At 51.5% G+C, this 14562-nt stretch carries 16 protein-coding genes; 8 read left to right on the plus strand and 8 right to left on the minus strand.

All coding sequences use genetic code 11. The features are described 5' to 3' along the window. Window positions 1–37: 37 nt before the first annotated feature. Window positions 38–1054 (minus strand): molybdopterin-binding protein, encoded by a 1017-nt coding sequence (locus DPRO_RS05570; RefSeq protein ID WP_097011166.1) that lies wholly within the window; start codon window positions 1052–1054, stop codon window positions 38–40. Between the two features lie 295 nt (window positions 1055–1349). On the opposite strand from DPRO_RS05570, the gene DPRO_RS05575 reads away from it, so the two are divergent. Continuing rightward, window positions 1350–2417, plus strand: a complete 1068-nt coding sequence (locus DPRO_RS05575) for an IS5 family transposase (protein WP_097010253.1) — start codon at window positions 1350–1352, stop codon at window positions 2415–2417. A gap of 165 nt (window positions 2418–2582) precedes the next feature. Here DPRO_RS05575 and DPRO_RS05580 read toward each other — a convergent pair whose 3' ends face one another. After that, window positions 2583–3290 (minus strand): Abi-alpha family protein, encoded by a 708-nt coding sequence (locus DPRO_RS05580; protein WP_097011167.1) that lies wholly within the window; start codon window positions 3288–3290, stop codon window positions 2583–2585. A gap of 658 nt (window positions 3291–3948) precedes the next feature. Between DPRO_RS05580 and DPRO_RS05585 the strand changes: the two genes are divergently transcribed. From DPRO_RS05585 to DPRO_RS05595, 3 genes are read left to right on the plus strand one after another with little or no spacing between them, the layout of a single operon-like run. Continuing rightward, window positions 3949–4296: a hypothetical protein gene (locus tag DPRO_RS05585; RefSeq protein ID WP_097011168.1), complete on the plus strand. Its 348-nt coding sequence runs from the start codon at window positions 3949–3951 to the stop codon at window positions 4294–4296. After that, window positions 4290–4637: a hypothetical protein gene (locus tag DPRO_RS05590; protein WP_097011169.1), complete on the plus strand. Its 348-nt coding sequence runs from the start codon at window positions 4290–4292 to the stop codon at window positions 4635–4637. Before DPRO_RS05585 ends, DPRO_RS05590 begins: the two co-directional genes overlap by 7 nt. Window positions 4638–4654: 17 nt before the next feature. Beyond that, window positions 4655–5485 (plus strand): hypothetical protein, encoded by an 831-nt coding sequence (locus DPRO_RS05595; protein ID WP_097011170.1) that lies wholly within the window; start codon window positions 4655–4657, stop codon window positions 5483–5485. A gap of 537 nt (window positions 5486–6022) precedes the next feature. Here DPRO_RS05595 and DPRO_RS19945 read toward each other — a convergent pair. The 4 genes from DPRO_RS19945 to DPRO_RS05615 form a co-directional block, all read right to left on the minus strand. Then, the gene (locus tag DPRO_RS19945; protein ID WP_157917374.1) at window positions 6023–6508 is read right to left on the minus strand and encodes a hypothetical protein; all 486 of its coding nucleotides are present in this window, start codon (window positions 6506–6508) and stop codon (window positions 6023–6025) included. Between the two features lie 47 nt (window positions 6509–6555). Next, the gene (locus tag DPRO_RS05605) at window positions 6556–7371 is read right to left on the minus strand and encodes a hypothetical protein (RefSeq protein ID WP_097011172.1); all 816 of its coding nucleotides are present in this window, start codon (window positions 7369–7371) and stop codon (window positions 6556–6558) included. Window positions 7372–7520: 149 nt separating this feature from the next. Continuing rightward, a complete protein-coding gene (locus DPRO_RS05610) occupies window positions 7521–7736 on the minus strand; it encodes a hypothetical protein (protein ID WP_097011173.1) in 216 nt (71 codons plus the stop codon). A 301-nt stretch (window positions 7737–8037) separates the two neighbouring features. Next, on the minus strand, window positions 8038–9252 hold the full coding sequence (locus tag DPRO_RS05615; protein WP_097011174.1) for an ISL3 family transposase: 1215 nt from the start codon (window positions 9250–9252) through the stop codon (window positions 8038–8040). A 366-nt stretch (window positions 9253–9618) separates the two neighbouring features. Here DPRO_RS05615 and DPRO_RS05620 point away from each other — a divergent pair, with 366 nt between their 5' ends. Further along, window positions 9619–10179, plus strand: a complete 561-nt coding sequence (locus tag DPRO_RS05620) for an SNF2-related protein (protein ID WP_097011175.1) — start codon at window positions 9619–9621, stop codon at window positions 10177–10179. Here the strand turns inward: DPRO_RS05620 and DPRO_RS05625 are convergent. Next, window positions 10176–10826, minus strand: coding sequence for an IS1595 family transposase (locus DPRO_RS05625; RefSeq protein ID WP_097012874.1), 651 nt, complete (start codon window positions 10824–10826; stop codon window positions 10176–10178). The genes DPRO_RS05620 and DPRO_RS05625 overlap by 4 nt on opposite strands. On the opposite strand from DPRO_RS05625, the gene DPRO_RS05630 reads away from it, so the two are divergent. The 3 genes from DPRO_RS05630 to DPRO_RS05640 all read left to right on the plus strand — a co-directional run bounded on the left by DPRO_RS05630 (window position 10804) and on the right by DPRO_RS05640 (window position 13350). Continuing rightward, on the plus strand, window positions 10804–11550 hold the full coding sequence (locus tag DPRO_RS05630) for an SNF2-related protein (protein WP_157917375.1): 747 nt from the start codon (window positions 10804–10806) through the stop codon (window positions 11548–11550). The two genes, DPRO_RS05625 and DPRO_RS05630, sit on opposite strands and share 23 nt — an antisense overlap. After that, window positions 11510–12263 (plus strand): IS5 family transposase gene (locus DPRO_RS05635; protein ID WP_097010290.1). Its coding sequence is split into 2 segments (ribosomal slippage): window positions 11510–11847 and window positions 11846–12263, totalling 756 coding nucleotides; the frame shifts between segments, so codons are not numbered across the junction. The genes DPRO_RS05630 and DPRO_RS05635 overlap by 41 nt, the downstream gene beginning before the upstream one ends. Window positions 12264–12345: 82 nt before the next feature. Then, a complete protein-coding gene (locus DPRO_RS05640; RefSeq protein WP_097011176.1) occupies window positions 12346–13350 on the plus strand; it encodes a helicase-related protein in 1005 nt (334 codons plus the stop codon). A 31-nt stretch (window positions 13351–13381) separates the two neighbouring features. Here the strand turns inward: DPRO_RS05640 and DPRO_RS05645 are convergent. Beyond that, window positions 13382–14544, minus strand: a protein-coding gene (locus DPRO_RS05645) for an IS3 family transposase (protein WP_097010279.1) whose coding sequence is annotated in 2 segments (ribosomal slippage) — window positions 13382–14269 and window positions 14272–14544 — 1161 coding nt in all. Because the reading frame shifts where the segments join, the coding sequence is not laid out codon by codon here. Between the last annotated feature and the right edge of the window lie 18 nt (window positions 14545–14562).

Raw genomic sequence — 14562 nt, forward strand, 5'->3', positions numbered from 1 at the left:
GTTGAACGTTCACACCCGCAATAACGGGCGCGCACTGTTATTTCCCGAAGGGACAGACTGGGTAACGGCAGACGTCGCACGTCGCACAGAACCCGCCGTGTCCTAAATCCACAATGTCGTCGCGGGTGATTTGTTCACCGGCCAGCAGACGCGGCACGATAAGATCGAAAATCGACGCCCGGTAATACATGACGCAACCGGGCAAGCCGAGAATGGGCACGCCGTCCAACTCGGCGACCATGAACATGACGCCTGGGAAGGTAGGAGAACCATAAGTCACGATTTCGGCCCCGGTAGCCCGGATAGCCGTGGGTGTCTGGTCGTCGGGGTCCACCGACATACCGCCAGTCACCACCACCATTTCGGCCCCCTCCGCGATGAAGGCCATGATGGCGTCCCGGGTCATTGATGGGTCATCTGAAGAGAGCCGCTGACCCATGACTGTTGAACCGAGATTGGAAAATTTATTACGGATGACCGGACCGAATTTATCTTTGATCCGACCATGGAAGACTTCGCTGCCTGTAGTCACGAGGCCGACGTTGTGGTGCACAAACGGCTTGATGCCGACCACGTAGGGGTATTCGGCGCAGATGGCTTCCACTTGCTCTATCTTCTTCTCATCGATGACAAGCGGCACGACTCGGGTCCCGGCCACGGCTCGGGGGCTCGTCACCTGCTGCCCGTCATGCATGGTGGCCAGCACAACCTCTTCTATGGAATTGATACGCCTCAGCGCTTCGATGTTGATGTGGAGGAGCCCCGGTTCCGCCTCGAAATTGATGCGCCCCTCGGAAACGGAAGATAAGGAGATACCCGGTCCGGCTGCTGCACGAACGATACGTTCAGCCGCCTCGTTCTCGTGAATGCGCCCTTTCTCAAGGTTAAGAACGTAAACATGCTCCTTGCCGATTTCCAGTAACGTCGGAATATCTTCCAGAGCGATAATGTGCCCTTTCCTGAATGCCGGACCTTTGGATTCTCCCGGAACTATACGTGTCATATCGTGGCACAAAACCATTCCGACAGCTTCCTGGACAGGGACCGTTTTCATATTCTGTCAGCTCCATGAGCCTGAGTGGATACTCCACCTCAAGCGGATTGGGGAATTGGGACCGCCGACAATTATGCCTAAACAGGCATAATCACAGACGCACAAATTTACAGCATGATATCGGATGGTTGAAGACACATTCACCCTCAAAGCACTATGCCGAAACAGGCACAATGTATCGCCATAGCGGTATTGCGTCAACGGGGTATGGGATTTCCTATCGTGTTATTTCTAACCAATAGAGACCTCTGCACGGCAAATCCCACACTTTTACTCTTTAACTATTTGATTTATTATGCTATTATTTCTCCATCCAAAGGAGGAAGGCATGGCTATTCGGCAGAAAGGACCTCGGTTGGGTGATTACTTCCTGGGGCACCGCAGAACCAAGACCACATTTCTGGATGAGATCAACGAACTCATCGACTGGCAGCCCATCAACGCCTTTCTGTGCAAGAAGATCAGGCGCAAGGCCAACGCCGTGGGCAATCCCGCCTATCCGCCTCTGGCGATGTTCAAGATTCTGCTCTTGCAGCGTTGGTACAACCTGAGTGATCCGGGCGTGGAGCAGGCGCTGCTCGACCGGCTCTCCTTTGTCAGATTTACCGGTTTTTCCATCGAGGACGACGTGCCGGACGAGACCACCATATGCCGTTTCCGTAACGGTTTGATCCGCCTGAAGGTGCTGGACTCCTTGCTCGACATGCTTAACCGCCAGCTTGAAGGACAAGGGCTTCTTGTCCGTGAGGGAGCCGTGGTGGACGCCTCGGTAGTCGAGTCGCAGCGGCGGCCGCGCAAGGTTATCGACGTGATGCCTGAGGACCGTTCCGAGGACGCCGAAGAACAGGATGGGCCGGTGGACTGCCGGGTCAGCTATTCGGATGACGAGGAGGCGGCCTGGCTCCGCAAGAGAAATCGGGCCTATTACGGCTACAAGCTCCATGCCGCGACGGACAGTCGAGACGGGTTTCTGCTCTGTGGTCACATCACTCCCGCGAACCATTCGGACACGGGCGAATTCGAGCGGCTCGTGAATGGCGTCGGCCTTGATCCCGGCGCACGGGTTTATGCGGACAAGGGCTATTGCAGCGGGAAGAACCGGGACATTCTGTTTGATCGCGATTTGGAGGACGGAACCATGGACAAGACGCCTCGTGGCGGCAGGCTGACAGACTTCGAAAAGACCCGCAACCGTGACATCAGCAGCATTCGGCAAATAGTCGAGCGGGCCTTCGGCACACTCAAACGTGGCTACGCATTCTTTCGGTCCCGATACGTGGGTCGTGAGAAGGTGGAGGGAGAGTTCCACATCCTCGCCATGGCGTTCAATTTGAAAAAAGCTGTTCGACTGGCGCGAGCCTGAAGGGAGAGGTGCGTCCAAACAATAATCCGGCATTTCGGCCAGAAATGGCAGGAAAAGGCCGGGAATGAGCCCAAGCTGGGGTGCGGTCAGAACATCAAATTGGGTGCGGAGCGCAAGGCACGGACGCGAAAAGGGGATGCGCAGAGGTCTCCTATTGGTTATAATTCAGACCGAACAAGCATCCACGAACCTTCTGCCAAGGAGAGTAGGATTAGCGTGATGGAATATTTCTTTTCCATTAAATGAGGTTGGTAAGGCCAAACATCTTAGACGCGCCAAGTTTGCAAGAGCAGCTTTGACGTCATCAGTCGGGTCGATGATGCTGTCAGGACTCGGATTAATAGAATCAAAATCTACTTCTATAGAAGCTTCATCAGGTAGCTTACTCGTAGCGATGTCTACTCCATCTGAAACTGAAAATTCCAAGTCATAAATGGTTTTCAATATCCTTGCCTCAAGATAAGTAATTTGTTCAAGAATATTGATATATGATCTATGCAAATTAACTTTGCTCTCAGCGTTTGAGGCATTGAGCAAGAGCTTTGCCCATAAATCTTGAAGATAATCTTCCTCTTCTAGCGATGCTGCCTCGAAAAGAGGAATCGCCATTTTCAAGGGGATTGGCCTCGTAACAACCTCCACGTCATGCTCCTTGGCAAGCTCTTGTACTCGGACAATTAACCTCAGCTGCCGTTCCCACCGAAGGTACTTCAATTTATCTTCGATTATCCCCATCGCTTGCTCTAATGAGCCACCAACATATTGAGCGATGAAGCCACCAAGTTTTTCTGTCACATCAAGGGCTTTTGATGTGGTTTCCGAAACAGACTTGACGGTTTCCAGCGTATCTTTCGTAGTTTCCGGGTCTACCATATCCTCACTCCCTCAGATATCTTCAATAAAAATCCTCATAGTCACTCCTACCAAGTTCTCTATCGAGATAAAGGTAAAACACTCCCCCCAACACTGAAAGAGAAAAAACCAAGCAATGGAAAGGAATTGATTCTTGATCTGATTAATTACTGATCACTCAACTGGATGAATTGAAACCTCACCGATATCCTTGAAGGGATTTAACAACAAACGAAAATTGATCCAAAAGGGGCACAGATGGGGGGCACAAAATCCATATAGGGCACAAAAAAGGGCTTACGATTTGCATCGTAAGCCCTTGAAATATGGCGGAGAAGGAGAGATTTGAACTCTCGAACGAGTTTTACGCCCGTTACACGCTTAGCAGGCGTGATCACAATCTAGTTATTCCAGTAAGTTATTGATATTCTGTGCAACAAAGTGTGAACAACTGCGCAAAAACGCACCCTCCTGCATGGCCCCGTTCCACACTTTGTTCCACACTTTTTTGATTTGCTAATTCCGAGGACAATCTGTCCTAAGACTCCGCACCATCTTACACTCCACAACCCCAAGCCACAGAGAAAACAGGAAGAGGTTAACCTCTTGTTTTGTCTCGGAAATCCTTGTTGACGCCGACAGAAATCGAGCTATCGTTGCCGGAAACAGGAGGACGTGAATGGGGATAGAAAAAAGGTTGCAAGACTGGCTTGAAGACGAAGCATTGAAGGCAGATTCCGAGATGAGCTTGACCGCTATGGAGGCGGAGATGATTGATGCCGCAAGAAAGGGATTGCCGGTTAGCGTCGACCTGCTCCTGCAGGGGGCGACAATGTTCCATCTGCGTGTCGAGAAGCGTGTTGGACAGCAAGGGTTTAGTGCATTCGTCTACCGTGGGTTTTCGCTCGAAGCTGTTGTCGACGAGGCGGTCGTGTCAGACCTGGGACTCGGGATAGCGCTTTGTGCGATCGAGATGATCGAGGACCCGTCGATGGTTTTCGAAGCGGTGTTGGAGTTGGAATGCTGAAAGACAAAGACAGCACCCGCATCCGCCGCCAGGACGTGACCCTTGATGTCCACGCCCTGAACAGCTTTCTCCGAGGCATGGCGGCCAACGGCGTTTCGTTGTCGGATGTGGTCATGGGACTGGAGCTGTTCGCGGAGGCGAACGGGACGATCGTCGCCGAATGCCGACTTGACGGCGGGAAGTTGTTCGACTTCCGCGTTTTCCAGCCGCACGAGTGGGAGATCAGTGACAACGCCGGCGACCTGACGCGAAAGGTCCTCGAGTCGATCAGGCCCAAGCCCCCTGTTCGCGGCGTGTTCGACATCTTCACCGGCAAGGCGATCGAAAGGACGGCCCAATAGGCCAAAAAGGAGGAAAAATGAAAAAACAGTGCGTGTTCACGCCGAAGCGGTCGGGAAGCCGCGAGAACGGCGAAATCGATGCGGTCGACGCTTACCAGCAGGATATCTGGTGTTCCTGGACGGAACTTTTTTACGCCCCCGAGGCACTTGCCGCGGAGATCAATCTGACGGGCGGATACCTGCGGATATCCGAACCGGGCATGGGGTTGCAGGAGTTCGCGGAGAAGGTCAACGAACTCAAGAAACAGAGGCTGATCCCCGGCCCGCTCAGGCCCAGCGACCTCTTGTGGGACGGACAAGACGCACGGGTTTTGTCGTCTAAACTGGCGAAGCTGATGCGCCACGGAACCGTGGACTTGTGGCACTTGCCGGGGTACGAATGTGGTCACCCTGCCGTCCTGACATCCGACATCACGACCACCTGCTTGTTGGCCGATACGATACACGGCCGATCGATCTCGGCTTTTACCGGACGGGTTGCGACTCTGGCAGAAATCAACTCATGGGAAGAGACAGCGGCGACTCGCATCCGGTCGTATTCGATGACCCCGGCAATCGTCGCAAAGTCTGGGGTACTTCTCTGCGGAGAGGAGAACATGCCGGACCGGTCCGTGATCCTGCGCAAGATCCCGGACGAGGGCCAAGCCAAGGTCCGCGCTCGTTGTCCGTTCTGCGGCCGCGTCATCGACGTTGCCGGCAACCTGCTCGACAGCGAACCACGATATAACGTCGGCACGTACCCCCAATGCGAGCATGTCCGGCTTGACATCCAGGACCTTGACGGCATCCCGCATCTCGCCGTCATACACGTCAAGATCCCGGAAAAGTACAAGCGCAAGTCCCGCTAAACACCCACCCTTAGGCCCCTTCGGGGGCCTTTCTTTTTCACAGTCTCCCCCCCTATATCTTCTTCCTTCCCCCTTTTTCCCTCCCCTTTCCCTCCGCTTTCATCATTTTTTTCAAGTCATTGTCAAAAGTAACACGAAAAAAACTTTCGTGTCGGAGCATTGGGCGTGGTTCTCCGGAAGAAAAAGCCGTGAGCGTCAGGCGTTTTCAGACTAGAAAAAAGTTTGTACAAAGATTTGAAATTACTCGGAAAGGTGTGAAACAACTTAATCAGAAACGGCTAAAAACCCAAGGCCACCCCGGAGGCAGGTTGGCCGCAACAAAAAACAGAAAAAACAGGAGTCAAGAAGATGAACGCAGAACAACTGGAACAGATTTTTGGACCGGCCGCCTCCGCCAGCAAGACTGAGGCAAACGGGCTGATAGCGGTCAAGCCTTCCGTGGTCTTTCATAGCCCACACGGGGGCGAGGCTGGGTGGAACAAGGCTGTGGATACGGTGCGGGTATGGGTCTCGGAAGTGCGTGGGGAGGCCCTGGTTTCAAAGCACGGTGTCGTGATTAGCAGGGGCATCAACGGGCGGAGCAACGTCGTGTACTGCGACACCTACGGAAAGGGCGATGACCCGATCGACGAACAGTCGATCGAGCTTCCGTTCGGGACTGTCGTCCAGGCTGGGATCACGATCGAGATGCGGAGCGGCCGCCGGTTCGTGACCGCCTGCGTCGGCATCGTCCCGGAACAATGTGGGCTGGACCACAGGAGGGACAACGTGGCTGTCGGCACCAGCCGCATCAAGACGAACGACGCTCAAATCCTGGTCGAGGGCATCGTGCAGCTGTCGCCCGAGGATGCGGCCCTTGTCAGCAAGCTGCGGCACCAGGTACAGGTCTTCGGCGAAGATCATGTCAGGGCGGTGCTGGGACTGGTCACAGGCGAAGGCGACAAGGTTGAGCGTCAGCCGTTCCGCGAAGAGAAGATCGTCTACGACGCGGAAGCCGGGAGGCTCAGCTGATACACCAGACACAATATCCTTTTGATATTCAAGGCCCCCGGAGGGGCCATTGTGTAAGGCTATTCGTATACCCTGTCATACTCCTCGGTGTCGGCGTTCCACTCGACCCTGTACAGATCGAACAACCTCGTGTTCTGGGTGGCCCTGCGAAGCGCCTGGATATCACGGTCCGGACGATTGTAGTTCGCATAGGCCGCATCGGTCAGACCCCAGGAGTCGAGTCCTGCCCGGTTCAGCTTCTCGCGCTCGGCGCGGATGACCGACTTCGCTTCGTCGAACTTACCCTTGTCTCCGCCCTTGCCCCACTTGTTCGGCATGGCGTTGATCATGTCGTCGATCGCTGACTCGACAGCATCAACATCGACATACATGCCGAACAGGTCGGCGATCTTGTTTTCCTCTGCGGCGGATTCGGCCTTGGCTTGTTCGGACTCCGCAACGGCGACAGCCAAGGCATCTTCGGCGGCTACAAGAATGGCGGCCATCTTCTTGAATTTCTCCTTGTCATCACGCATCTGCTCTGCGAGACGTTCGGCTTCACGCTTCGCATTTTCGGCATCAGCGATCTTGCGATCATAATCTGTCACCAAGGAATTGAGTTCGGACACGATCTTCTCGGCTTCGGCTGCTTCGATGTCAGCTTCTTCAGCGGCGGCCATCTTCTCCATGATGCCGGTAGAGATGACGGCTTCACGCCACTGTTCAGCTTTCTTTCCGGACCGGGGACCGACCTCCCACACCTTTTCGTATCCATTCCACCGAGCGGACTTGAACACCGACTTGAAGTTGTCCTTGAGTTCCTTCGGGAAACTGATCTTGAAGACCTTTTCACCGGCCCCTTTCGTTGCTTCGTTGATCTTGATTTTCTTCTTCATCTTCTTCACTCCGTCGTTTTCTATTGCGCCCCGCCCATAACGTGAATATTTCACGCCAGATATTCGAAAGTCAAGTTTTTCGGCCGAGAAAAAATGTACTTGCAGAGATTTTTCGATGGGTTGTAAAAACCCGTAAGCGCCAGGGGGTTTCAGACCACCGACAAGTGAAAAGGCCCCAGAGGGGCCTTGCAATCTCGCAACGGGTAGTGTTCCCTGATCGGTCGTGTTCCGATTTTCAGCAGTTGGTTCGCCCCCGGTGCCGCCCCGAAGACAGGCGGAAACTTCCCGCCATATAAATCACGGAACCTGGCCAGTCGACATGCGACACGGCAGACCACGACTCCGACGTTTCTGGTCAATCCCATAGACGGCCTCCATACACCGTCAAGATTTTCATTCCTCCATCCCCCCATGGCACGGTCACAGCCGTATACCCCAAGAGATGATGCCGGGTAGCGCCCAACTTACCCGGGCTTTCCTCGCCGCTTGCAATGCACGCAAGGGCGGTTGGTGCGGGGATCCCGCGTTCGTGCATACGGACATGAGCATGCTTACTGAATATCACATTGATACTGCCTCCTTCGGTCTACCGACCTGTCGCAATCCGTTTCCACGAATATATCACCCCCGCCGCTCTGACCGCCACTTTTCGGACGAAAAAAGAGTTCATCCGGCTAAAGCGTACTTCGCTTCATGAATGCCCATGATTCTGAGCTTGAACAACTCGGTATCCCGGTAGCCATAGGCCTGCCGTTTCAGTGTTTTGATCTTGTTGTTCGTTCCCTCTATGGGACCTGATGAGATGGGGTGATCGTAGTAGGCGAGGATGCCGAATCGATGTGAAGCGAGTGTCCTCGCCATGACCTGCAAAGGACGGATATCCGAGGCTTCAGCCCTAGCGATCCAGTCCGCGATCACCTTCTCCGCCGTCGCTTTGTCCGGCTGGGACCACAGTTGCCGCAAATCCTCTTTGAGATAGTAGGCTGTTGCCAAGGGCTTGTTCAGCCGTAACGCCTCGTCCAAACGTTCTTTTTCATCGCGGGTTTCATCCAGATTTTCCGGGTTCTTCAGGAGAATCCATCGCGTCCCTTTGACCGCCTTCCTTTCAAGCGGAGACGTGAGTTCCCGAAAGAGTTGGCGGCGTATCTGGGTGATTTTCTCGTTCATCAGTTTGACCACATGAAACCGGTCGAACACGATGGCGGATTCCGGCAGACTTTCCATAATGGCGCTGATGTAGCCAGCGTTCATGTCCGTTGCTACGGCTGCAATCTTGGCTCTTGTCTTCCTGAGACGTTCCCAGAACGGAATAAGTGTTTCGCGACTTCGGCCTTCGCCGACAAAGACGACTGCGCCGCTTTCAAGGTCCATAACCAACGTCAGATATTTCTGGCCCTTCCTGACGCTGATTTCGTCGATGGCGATGTACCTGAGTTTTCCCAGCTTCGGTTTTGAGAAGCGGCGAAACAGATACCGTTTGAAGATTGATTTGATGGTGTCCCAACCAACGCCGAGCAGGTCAGCCACATCCTGGATGGTCATCTTCTTCGCCAAAGCGAGAGCATATCGCTCAAAAGCTCTGGTGTACCAGCGTCTGGGTTCGGCAATCTGAATGTCGATCAAACGGACAACGCCGCAATTACGGCATCCTACTCGCTGTACGGGAATGACCAACCAGACCGGCTTGAAGCCGATGGGCACAGTCTGGACCCAGCGCTCAGCAAAACCGTGTCGAATGATGTTTCTGGAGCGGCAACACGGGCAACGGATCAGGTCGTCCTGGGGCTGCACCTTGAGGATAATGTTGCCTGCGATGAAATCCTGCCGAACGTAGTCGTAGCCTCGCAGGCCGAACGCGTGGTAGATCAAACTCGTGGACATGGCGATTACTCCTCCCGCTGGTTGGTGATGCTTCCAACGGTTGGACGCCATGTCCTTTCATTTTGTCAAAAGTACGCTTTAGCCGGATGAACCGAAAAAAGGAGCATAAAAGGGCACGAAGGGATGAAAATTTTAGCGAACGGCCAAGCCGCGTCAAAAACAATCTTGCCGTGTTAAAGATTAAACCCACCAAGTAAGTCTCTACCTTCAAGTGGGCCTAAGAGTGGACATTACAGGTGATTTTTAGTCCAAAAGCATTTCAAAAAAAGCCTGTGAGGCAACTTCTTCTATCCACGGCCTACCATTGCACTCTTAGCACATCTCATATAGGTTACTATCGTTTATAAAAAACGACGGAAGATTCCAATGCCAGCTCAAACAAATCCCGTGGTTCCATTTCAAAAAGGCCAACAAGTTTTTAACAAGGCCAATCCATCAGAACGAGGCTATTACACGGGAAACTATCAAGAAATTCCCGGCATTACCCTCGTAGAAATTCAATTTAATGATGGCAGTAAAAAATCCCTAGCCCTAAATGCGGTTGAAGTTATCGACTTGGCATCGACATCTTCTCTTAAAGAACAACTGAAAGCCGAATATTTTGGGGGTAAAACCGACCTACGCAGACTTATCACTTACGAAAAACTGAAAGGGACTCTCCATGAAGTCATTTATTCAATGGAGGCAGCCCAAATCGACTTCTATCCATATCAGTTTAAGCCCGTCCTAAAATTTATCAATTCTCCAACAGAACGACTCGTTTTGGCCGACGAGGTCGGCTTGGGCAAAACTATTGAATCAGGCCTAATCTGGATGGAAATGCAGGCTCGCCACCAATCCAATAGGCTCTTGGTAGTTTGCCCCAAAATACTAGCCGAAAAGTGGAAGGACGAACTAAAAACCAAAGGGGCTGTACCAGATAACTAGCCCATATGTCTTCTAACCCACTGTTTCAGTTGTTTAAACTGGCTTCGCGGATTGCTGTTATTAAAACGCCACTCGCATTCCTTTAAAAACAGAGAAAAATGCTTGGTTGGAATGCCGTTGAATTTCCTCATATGGCGTTTGGCCTGGTTCCAAAAATTCTCGATTCCATTGATGTGGTTGTGGCTATCTGCAAACAGCTTCGAGTGGTTGATTCGGAAGTGTTTGAACGCTGACACATCAAGGACATTGTAGCCATACCAGCAGTCCGAGTAAACCACACTGTCTGGCTGGATTCTTTCCTGAATAATGGGAAGCAAGGTTTTACCTTTCGCATCAGGAATCACCTGTGTATAGACCTTCCCGCCCCTTTTAAGGATTCCAAAAACAGGAACCTTACCAGCCGCCCCACGTCCTCTTTTGCCCTTTCGCTTGCCACCGAAGTAGCTCTCATCGACCTCAAATTCGCCAAAATCCATCCCTTCACAGGACTCTTCTACCGCTATGATTTCCCGGAGCCGGTGAAAGTAATAGGCGGCTGTTTTGACGTTCACACCAACCAGATCGGCAGCGCAACGAGCTGTCGTGCCAGCCACAAAATGTTCGATTAAACGAAGCTGCTTGTCCTTGCTCAAACGACTTTTTCGCATTGCCATACCGATAACCCAAAGGAGTTATCTGGTACAGCCCCAAACCAAATTTCTTCTTGATGCAAAAATAGTTGATTTCAATGCCTTTAGAGATGAAATTGACGAACTGAAAAAAAATGGCCCTCAACATCCATTTGTATTGATTGGGACGTACACTGGGCTTCGTCCATCAAAAGAAGAACGGAACAACCTCAAACGCCCTCCGGAAGATACACCAAGTAAATCGAAGAAGGCACAACTTCTCCGAGAACTCCGACACTGGACAGAAGACCATTATCCATTTGACATGGTCATCTTTGATGAGGCGCACTACATGCGTAATCAAGCAACAACAACTTTTCATCTTGGAGAATGCCTATCCACCAATGCACGATCCGTGCTTTGTGTTTCTGCAACTCCAGTCAACAATACCAACATAGATCTTCACAGCCTACTTAGACTTATCGATGAAGAATTTTTCGCAACCCAAAGTGTGTTCGACGAATTAATCGATGTAAACAGACCGACTGTACAATTAGGAAATGCTCTCGCACAATCCATCATAGACGAGACCGCCATTACTCAGGCTGTCTCCGAAATGGCCAAAAGCCAATACATAAATAAATCCCCACTTTTTGAAAAATTACTAGGGCGTGTCGACAATCATTCTGAGATTTGCTATACTTCTTGGCAGGAGGTTGGCAGTGCAAAAAAGACACGCTCTACGCGACGATCAGTGGGATAAAATCAAAGAATATCTTCCAGGAAAACAAAGTGACTGCGGTGTAACTGCAAAAGATAACAGGCTATTCATTGATGCAGTCATGTGGATTGGCAAGACAGGGGCGCCTTGGCGAGATTTGCCAGAAAGCTATGGCAAGTGGTCTTCGGTCCATAAGAGATTTATCCGCTGGGCCAAGAAAGGTGTATGGCAAATGATCTTCAACACGCTTGCGGTAGACGCTGATACTGAATGGCTCATGATTGACAGCACAATAGTGCGAGCTCATCAGCATTCGGCTGGCGGAAAGGGGGCACCTCCAGCAGTCGGTGGGGAAATCTAGAGGAGGGTTTTCAACGAAAGTCCATGCTGCCACAGATGCTCTCGGATGTCCAACTAAATTCATATTAACACCTGGAAATACAGCGGATTGCAGTATGGCGATTCCGCTTATTGAAGGACAGGCTGCCGAGCATGTCCTTGCTGATAAGGGCTATGATTCAGATGAAATTGTAATGGCAATTGAAGCCATGAATGCCAATCCGGTTGTCCCTCCTCGCTCTCACAGAAAGACAAGGCGAACATATGACAAACATCTCTATAAGGAGCGAAGTGCTATAGAGTGTATGTTTGGAAATTTAAAACAGTTTCGAAGGATTGCAACACGATACGACAAGCTGGCGACGTCCTATCTTGCTTTCGTGTACGTAGGAGCAATGTGGCTGTGGCTGAAGTGATTGTCGACACACCCTAGATGTCCTCTCCCACCTGTCCGAATCGAGTTATAAAGATAAAAAGCAACTGGCCTTATGCCAGGACATGGCAGAAAAACTAAACTTGCTTGGAAACTACGTCAATCGGACAAGACGGTTACAAGTACAAGAAAACAGACCAATTCGCACTCCAATTGTCTTATCGATTGAGTATACCAGCCAAGAAGAGGCTCTATATAAAGCTATTCTCAAACTCGTTAGATTAAAATGCCGTCTCAACAATCAACCATTTCATGTTTTTCAGGTCATGACCCTTCAGCTAATGGCTGCGAGTTGCCTCCCTATGCTGGCTGACAGAATTCTCCATGAAGACCTAAACGCGGATGACAATCTGCTCCAAGAAGCCATGGGGACAGAACTACCCGAAAAGAACCAGCAAGCCATATCCAGAGATGACATCTTGGGACTTCGACATCTTGTCAATTACGACTTCAAAAAACATGATAGTAAATTCAACAAACTCCTTGAGCTAATCCATGGCAAGCTTCGTGATGAAAAGATAATTATTTTTTCTTTTTACAGATCGACGCTCGCTTACTTGCGAGATCGACTCAGTTCGGCCGGAGAAAGAGTAACGAGCATCCATGGCGGAATTAAGACTGAGGACCGATGGAAAGAAATCGATCGATTTAAAGATCCTGCCGGGCCTCGGATACTTCTCGCCTCAGAAGTTGGTAGTGAAGGCATAGACCTTCAGTTTTGCAGAGTAGTTGTAAACTATGATTTGCCTTGGAATCCAATGCGCGTTGAGCAACGAATCGGCAGGATTGACCGCGTAGGACAAAAGGCAAAACAATTATCCATTGTCAATTTCAAAATACAAGGAACCATTGAAGAACGTCTTTTTGAAAAGCTGTACCAAAAGTTAGACCAATTCAGTAACAGCTTGGGGGACCTGGACGCCGTCATTGGTGAAGAAATTAAAAAACTGACCATCGACTTACTCAGCGATGACCTGACGCCACAACAAGAGGTCGCTAGAATTGATCAAGCTGGCCAAGTCATCGAAAATCAGGCTGTCAGAAGTGGCCTCGGTTCTTCGGACCACTGAGCGACGATTTTAAGGTGGACACGTTTACGAGCTACGCCGCTCTTTCGTTCCAGGCCAGAGGGGGTACCCCCTCTGGCCTGGAACGGTTCTGATATATCTCCATCGGCTTCTTGCCGTCAAAAGCAAAATGCGGACGTCGATTGTTGTAGAAATCGAACCACCAAGCCAAGGCTTGCCGCAGTTCGCTTCCGGTTCCCATCTCACGCAGGTAAGCACATTCATATTTCAACGAACGCCACAGACGCTCGATCATCACATTATCCATCCATCGGCCTCGACCGTCCATGGAGATACGAATTCCAGCCTCTCTGAGCGTCCGTGTGAACTCGTAGCTGGTGAACTGTGATCCCTGGTCGGTGTTGAAGATTTCCGGCACCCCATAACGATTCAGGGCTTCTTCCAAGGCAGACACGCAGAAATCAGCATCCATCGTGTTTGAGAGCCTCCACGACAGGACGGCCCGACTGTGCCAGTCCATGACCGCCACAAGGTATAAGAAGCCGCGTGTCATGGGGATATACGTGATGTCGGCACACCAAACCTGATTGGGCTTCGTAATCGCCTTGTGCCGCAGCAAATACGGATACGTCTTATGTTGCGGATGCGGATGGCTTGTCTTTGGCTTTTGGTAAATCGCCATCAGGCCCATTTTACGCATCAGACGTCGTACCCGTTCACGACCGACCCTTTGCCCTTCGTCTCGTAGGGTATTACGCATCTGTCTGGAACCGAAAAACGGCAGCTCCATAAACAACTCATCGATTCGGCGCATAAGGGCCAGGTTGGCCGGAGATTCGCCGATCGGTTCGTAGTAGTACGTCGATCGGTACAGCTTGAGAATTCGGCATTGCCGCCGGATACTGAGCTCGGGGTGAGTCTTGTCGACCACCTCTCGCCTTCGCTCACAGCTCAAATTTTGGCGAAGGCTTGTTGCAAAAAATCCTTCTCCACCGTGAGCTGGCCAATCTTGGCGTGAAGCTCCTTGATCTGGGCCCCGTTATCCTGACGGCCGACGGCCTTGCCTGAAAAGGACGCCACGATCCCTTCCTTGGCCTGCTTCTTCCACTGGGAAACCTGATTGGGGTGTACGCCGTACTTGCTGGCGAGTTCCGACAGGGTGTGTTCCCCGGACAGGGCATCCAGGGCGACTCGGGCTTTGAATTCCGCGCTGAAACGTTTTCTCGTCTTGGACATGAATTGCCTCCTTCGGGC

The organism is Pseudodesulfovibrio profundus (genome assembly GCF_900217235.1).
In the GTDB taxonomy this organism is placed as follows: Bacteria; Desulfobacterota; Desulfovibrionia; order Desulfovibrionales; family Desulfovibrionaceae; genus Pseudodesulfovibrio; species Pseudodesulfovibrio profundus.

Coding starts and splice junctions, on each gene's coding strand:
- DPRO_RS05625 (WP_097012874.1), bottom strand. CDS start 10,826: ATGCGAAAAAGTCGTTTGAGCAAGGACAAGCAGCTTCGTTTAATCGAA.
- DPRO_RS05610 (WP_097011173.1), bottom strand. CDS start 7,736: ATGGGATTGACCAGAAACGTCGGAGTCGTGGTCTGCCGTGTCGCATGT.
- DPRO_RS05580 (WP_097011167.1), bottom strand. CDS start 3,290: ATGGTAGACCCGGAAACTACGAAAGATACGCTGGAAACCGTCAAGTCT.
- DPRO_RS05615 (WP_097011174.1), bottom strand. CDS start 9,252: ATGTCCACGAGTTTGATCTACCACGCGTTCGGCCTGCGAGGCTACGAC.
- DPRO_RS05620 (WP_097011175.1), top strand. CDS start 9,619: ATGCCAGCTCAAACAAATCCCGTGGTTCCATTTCAAAAAGGCCAACAA.
- DPRO_RS05590 (WP_097011169.1), top strand. CDS start 4,290: ATGCTGAAAGACAAAGACAGCACCCGCATCCGCCGCCAGGACGTGACC.
- DPRO_RS05585 (WP_097011168.1), top strand. CDS start 3,949: ATGGGGATAGAAAAAAGGTTGCAAGACTGGCTTGAAGACGAAGCATTG.
- DPRO_RS05605 (WP_097011172.1), bottom strand. CDS start 7,371: ATGAAGAAGAAAATCAAGATCAACGAAGCAACGAAAGGGGCCGGTGAA.
- DPRO_RS05575 (WP_097010253.1), top strand. CDS start 1,350: ATGCTATTATTTCTCCATCCAAAGGAGGAAGGCATGGCTATTCGGCAG.
- DPRO_RS05595 (WP_097011170.1), top strand. CDS start 4,655: ATGAAAAAACAGTGCGTGTTCACGCCGAAGCGGTCGGGAAGCCGCGAG.
- DPRO_RS05640 (WP_097011176.1), top strand. CDS start 12,346: ATGGCAGAAAAACTAAACTTGCTTGGAAACTACGTCAATCGGACAAGA.
- DPRO_RS05570 (WP_097011166.1), bottom strand. CDS start 1,054: ATGAAAACGGTCCCTGTCCAGGAAGCTGTCGGAATGGTTTTGTGCCAC.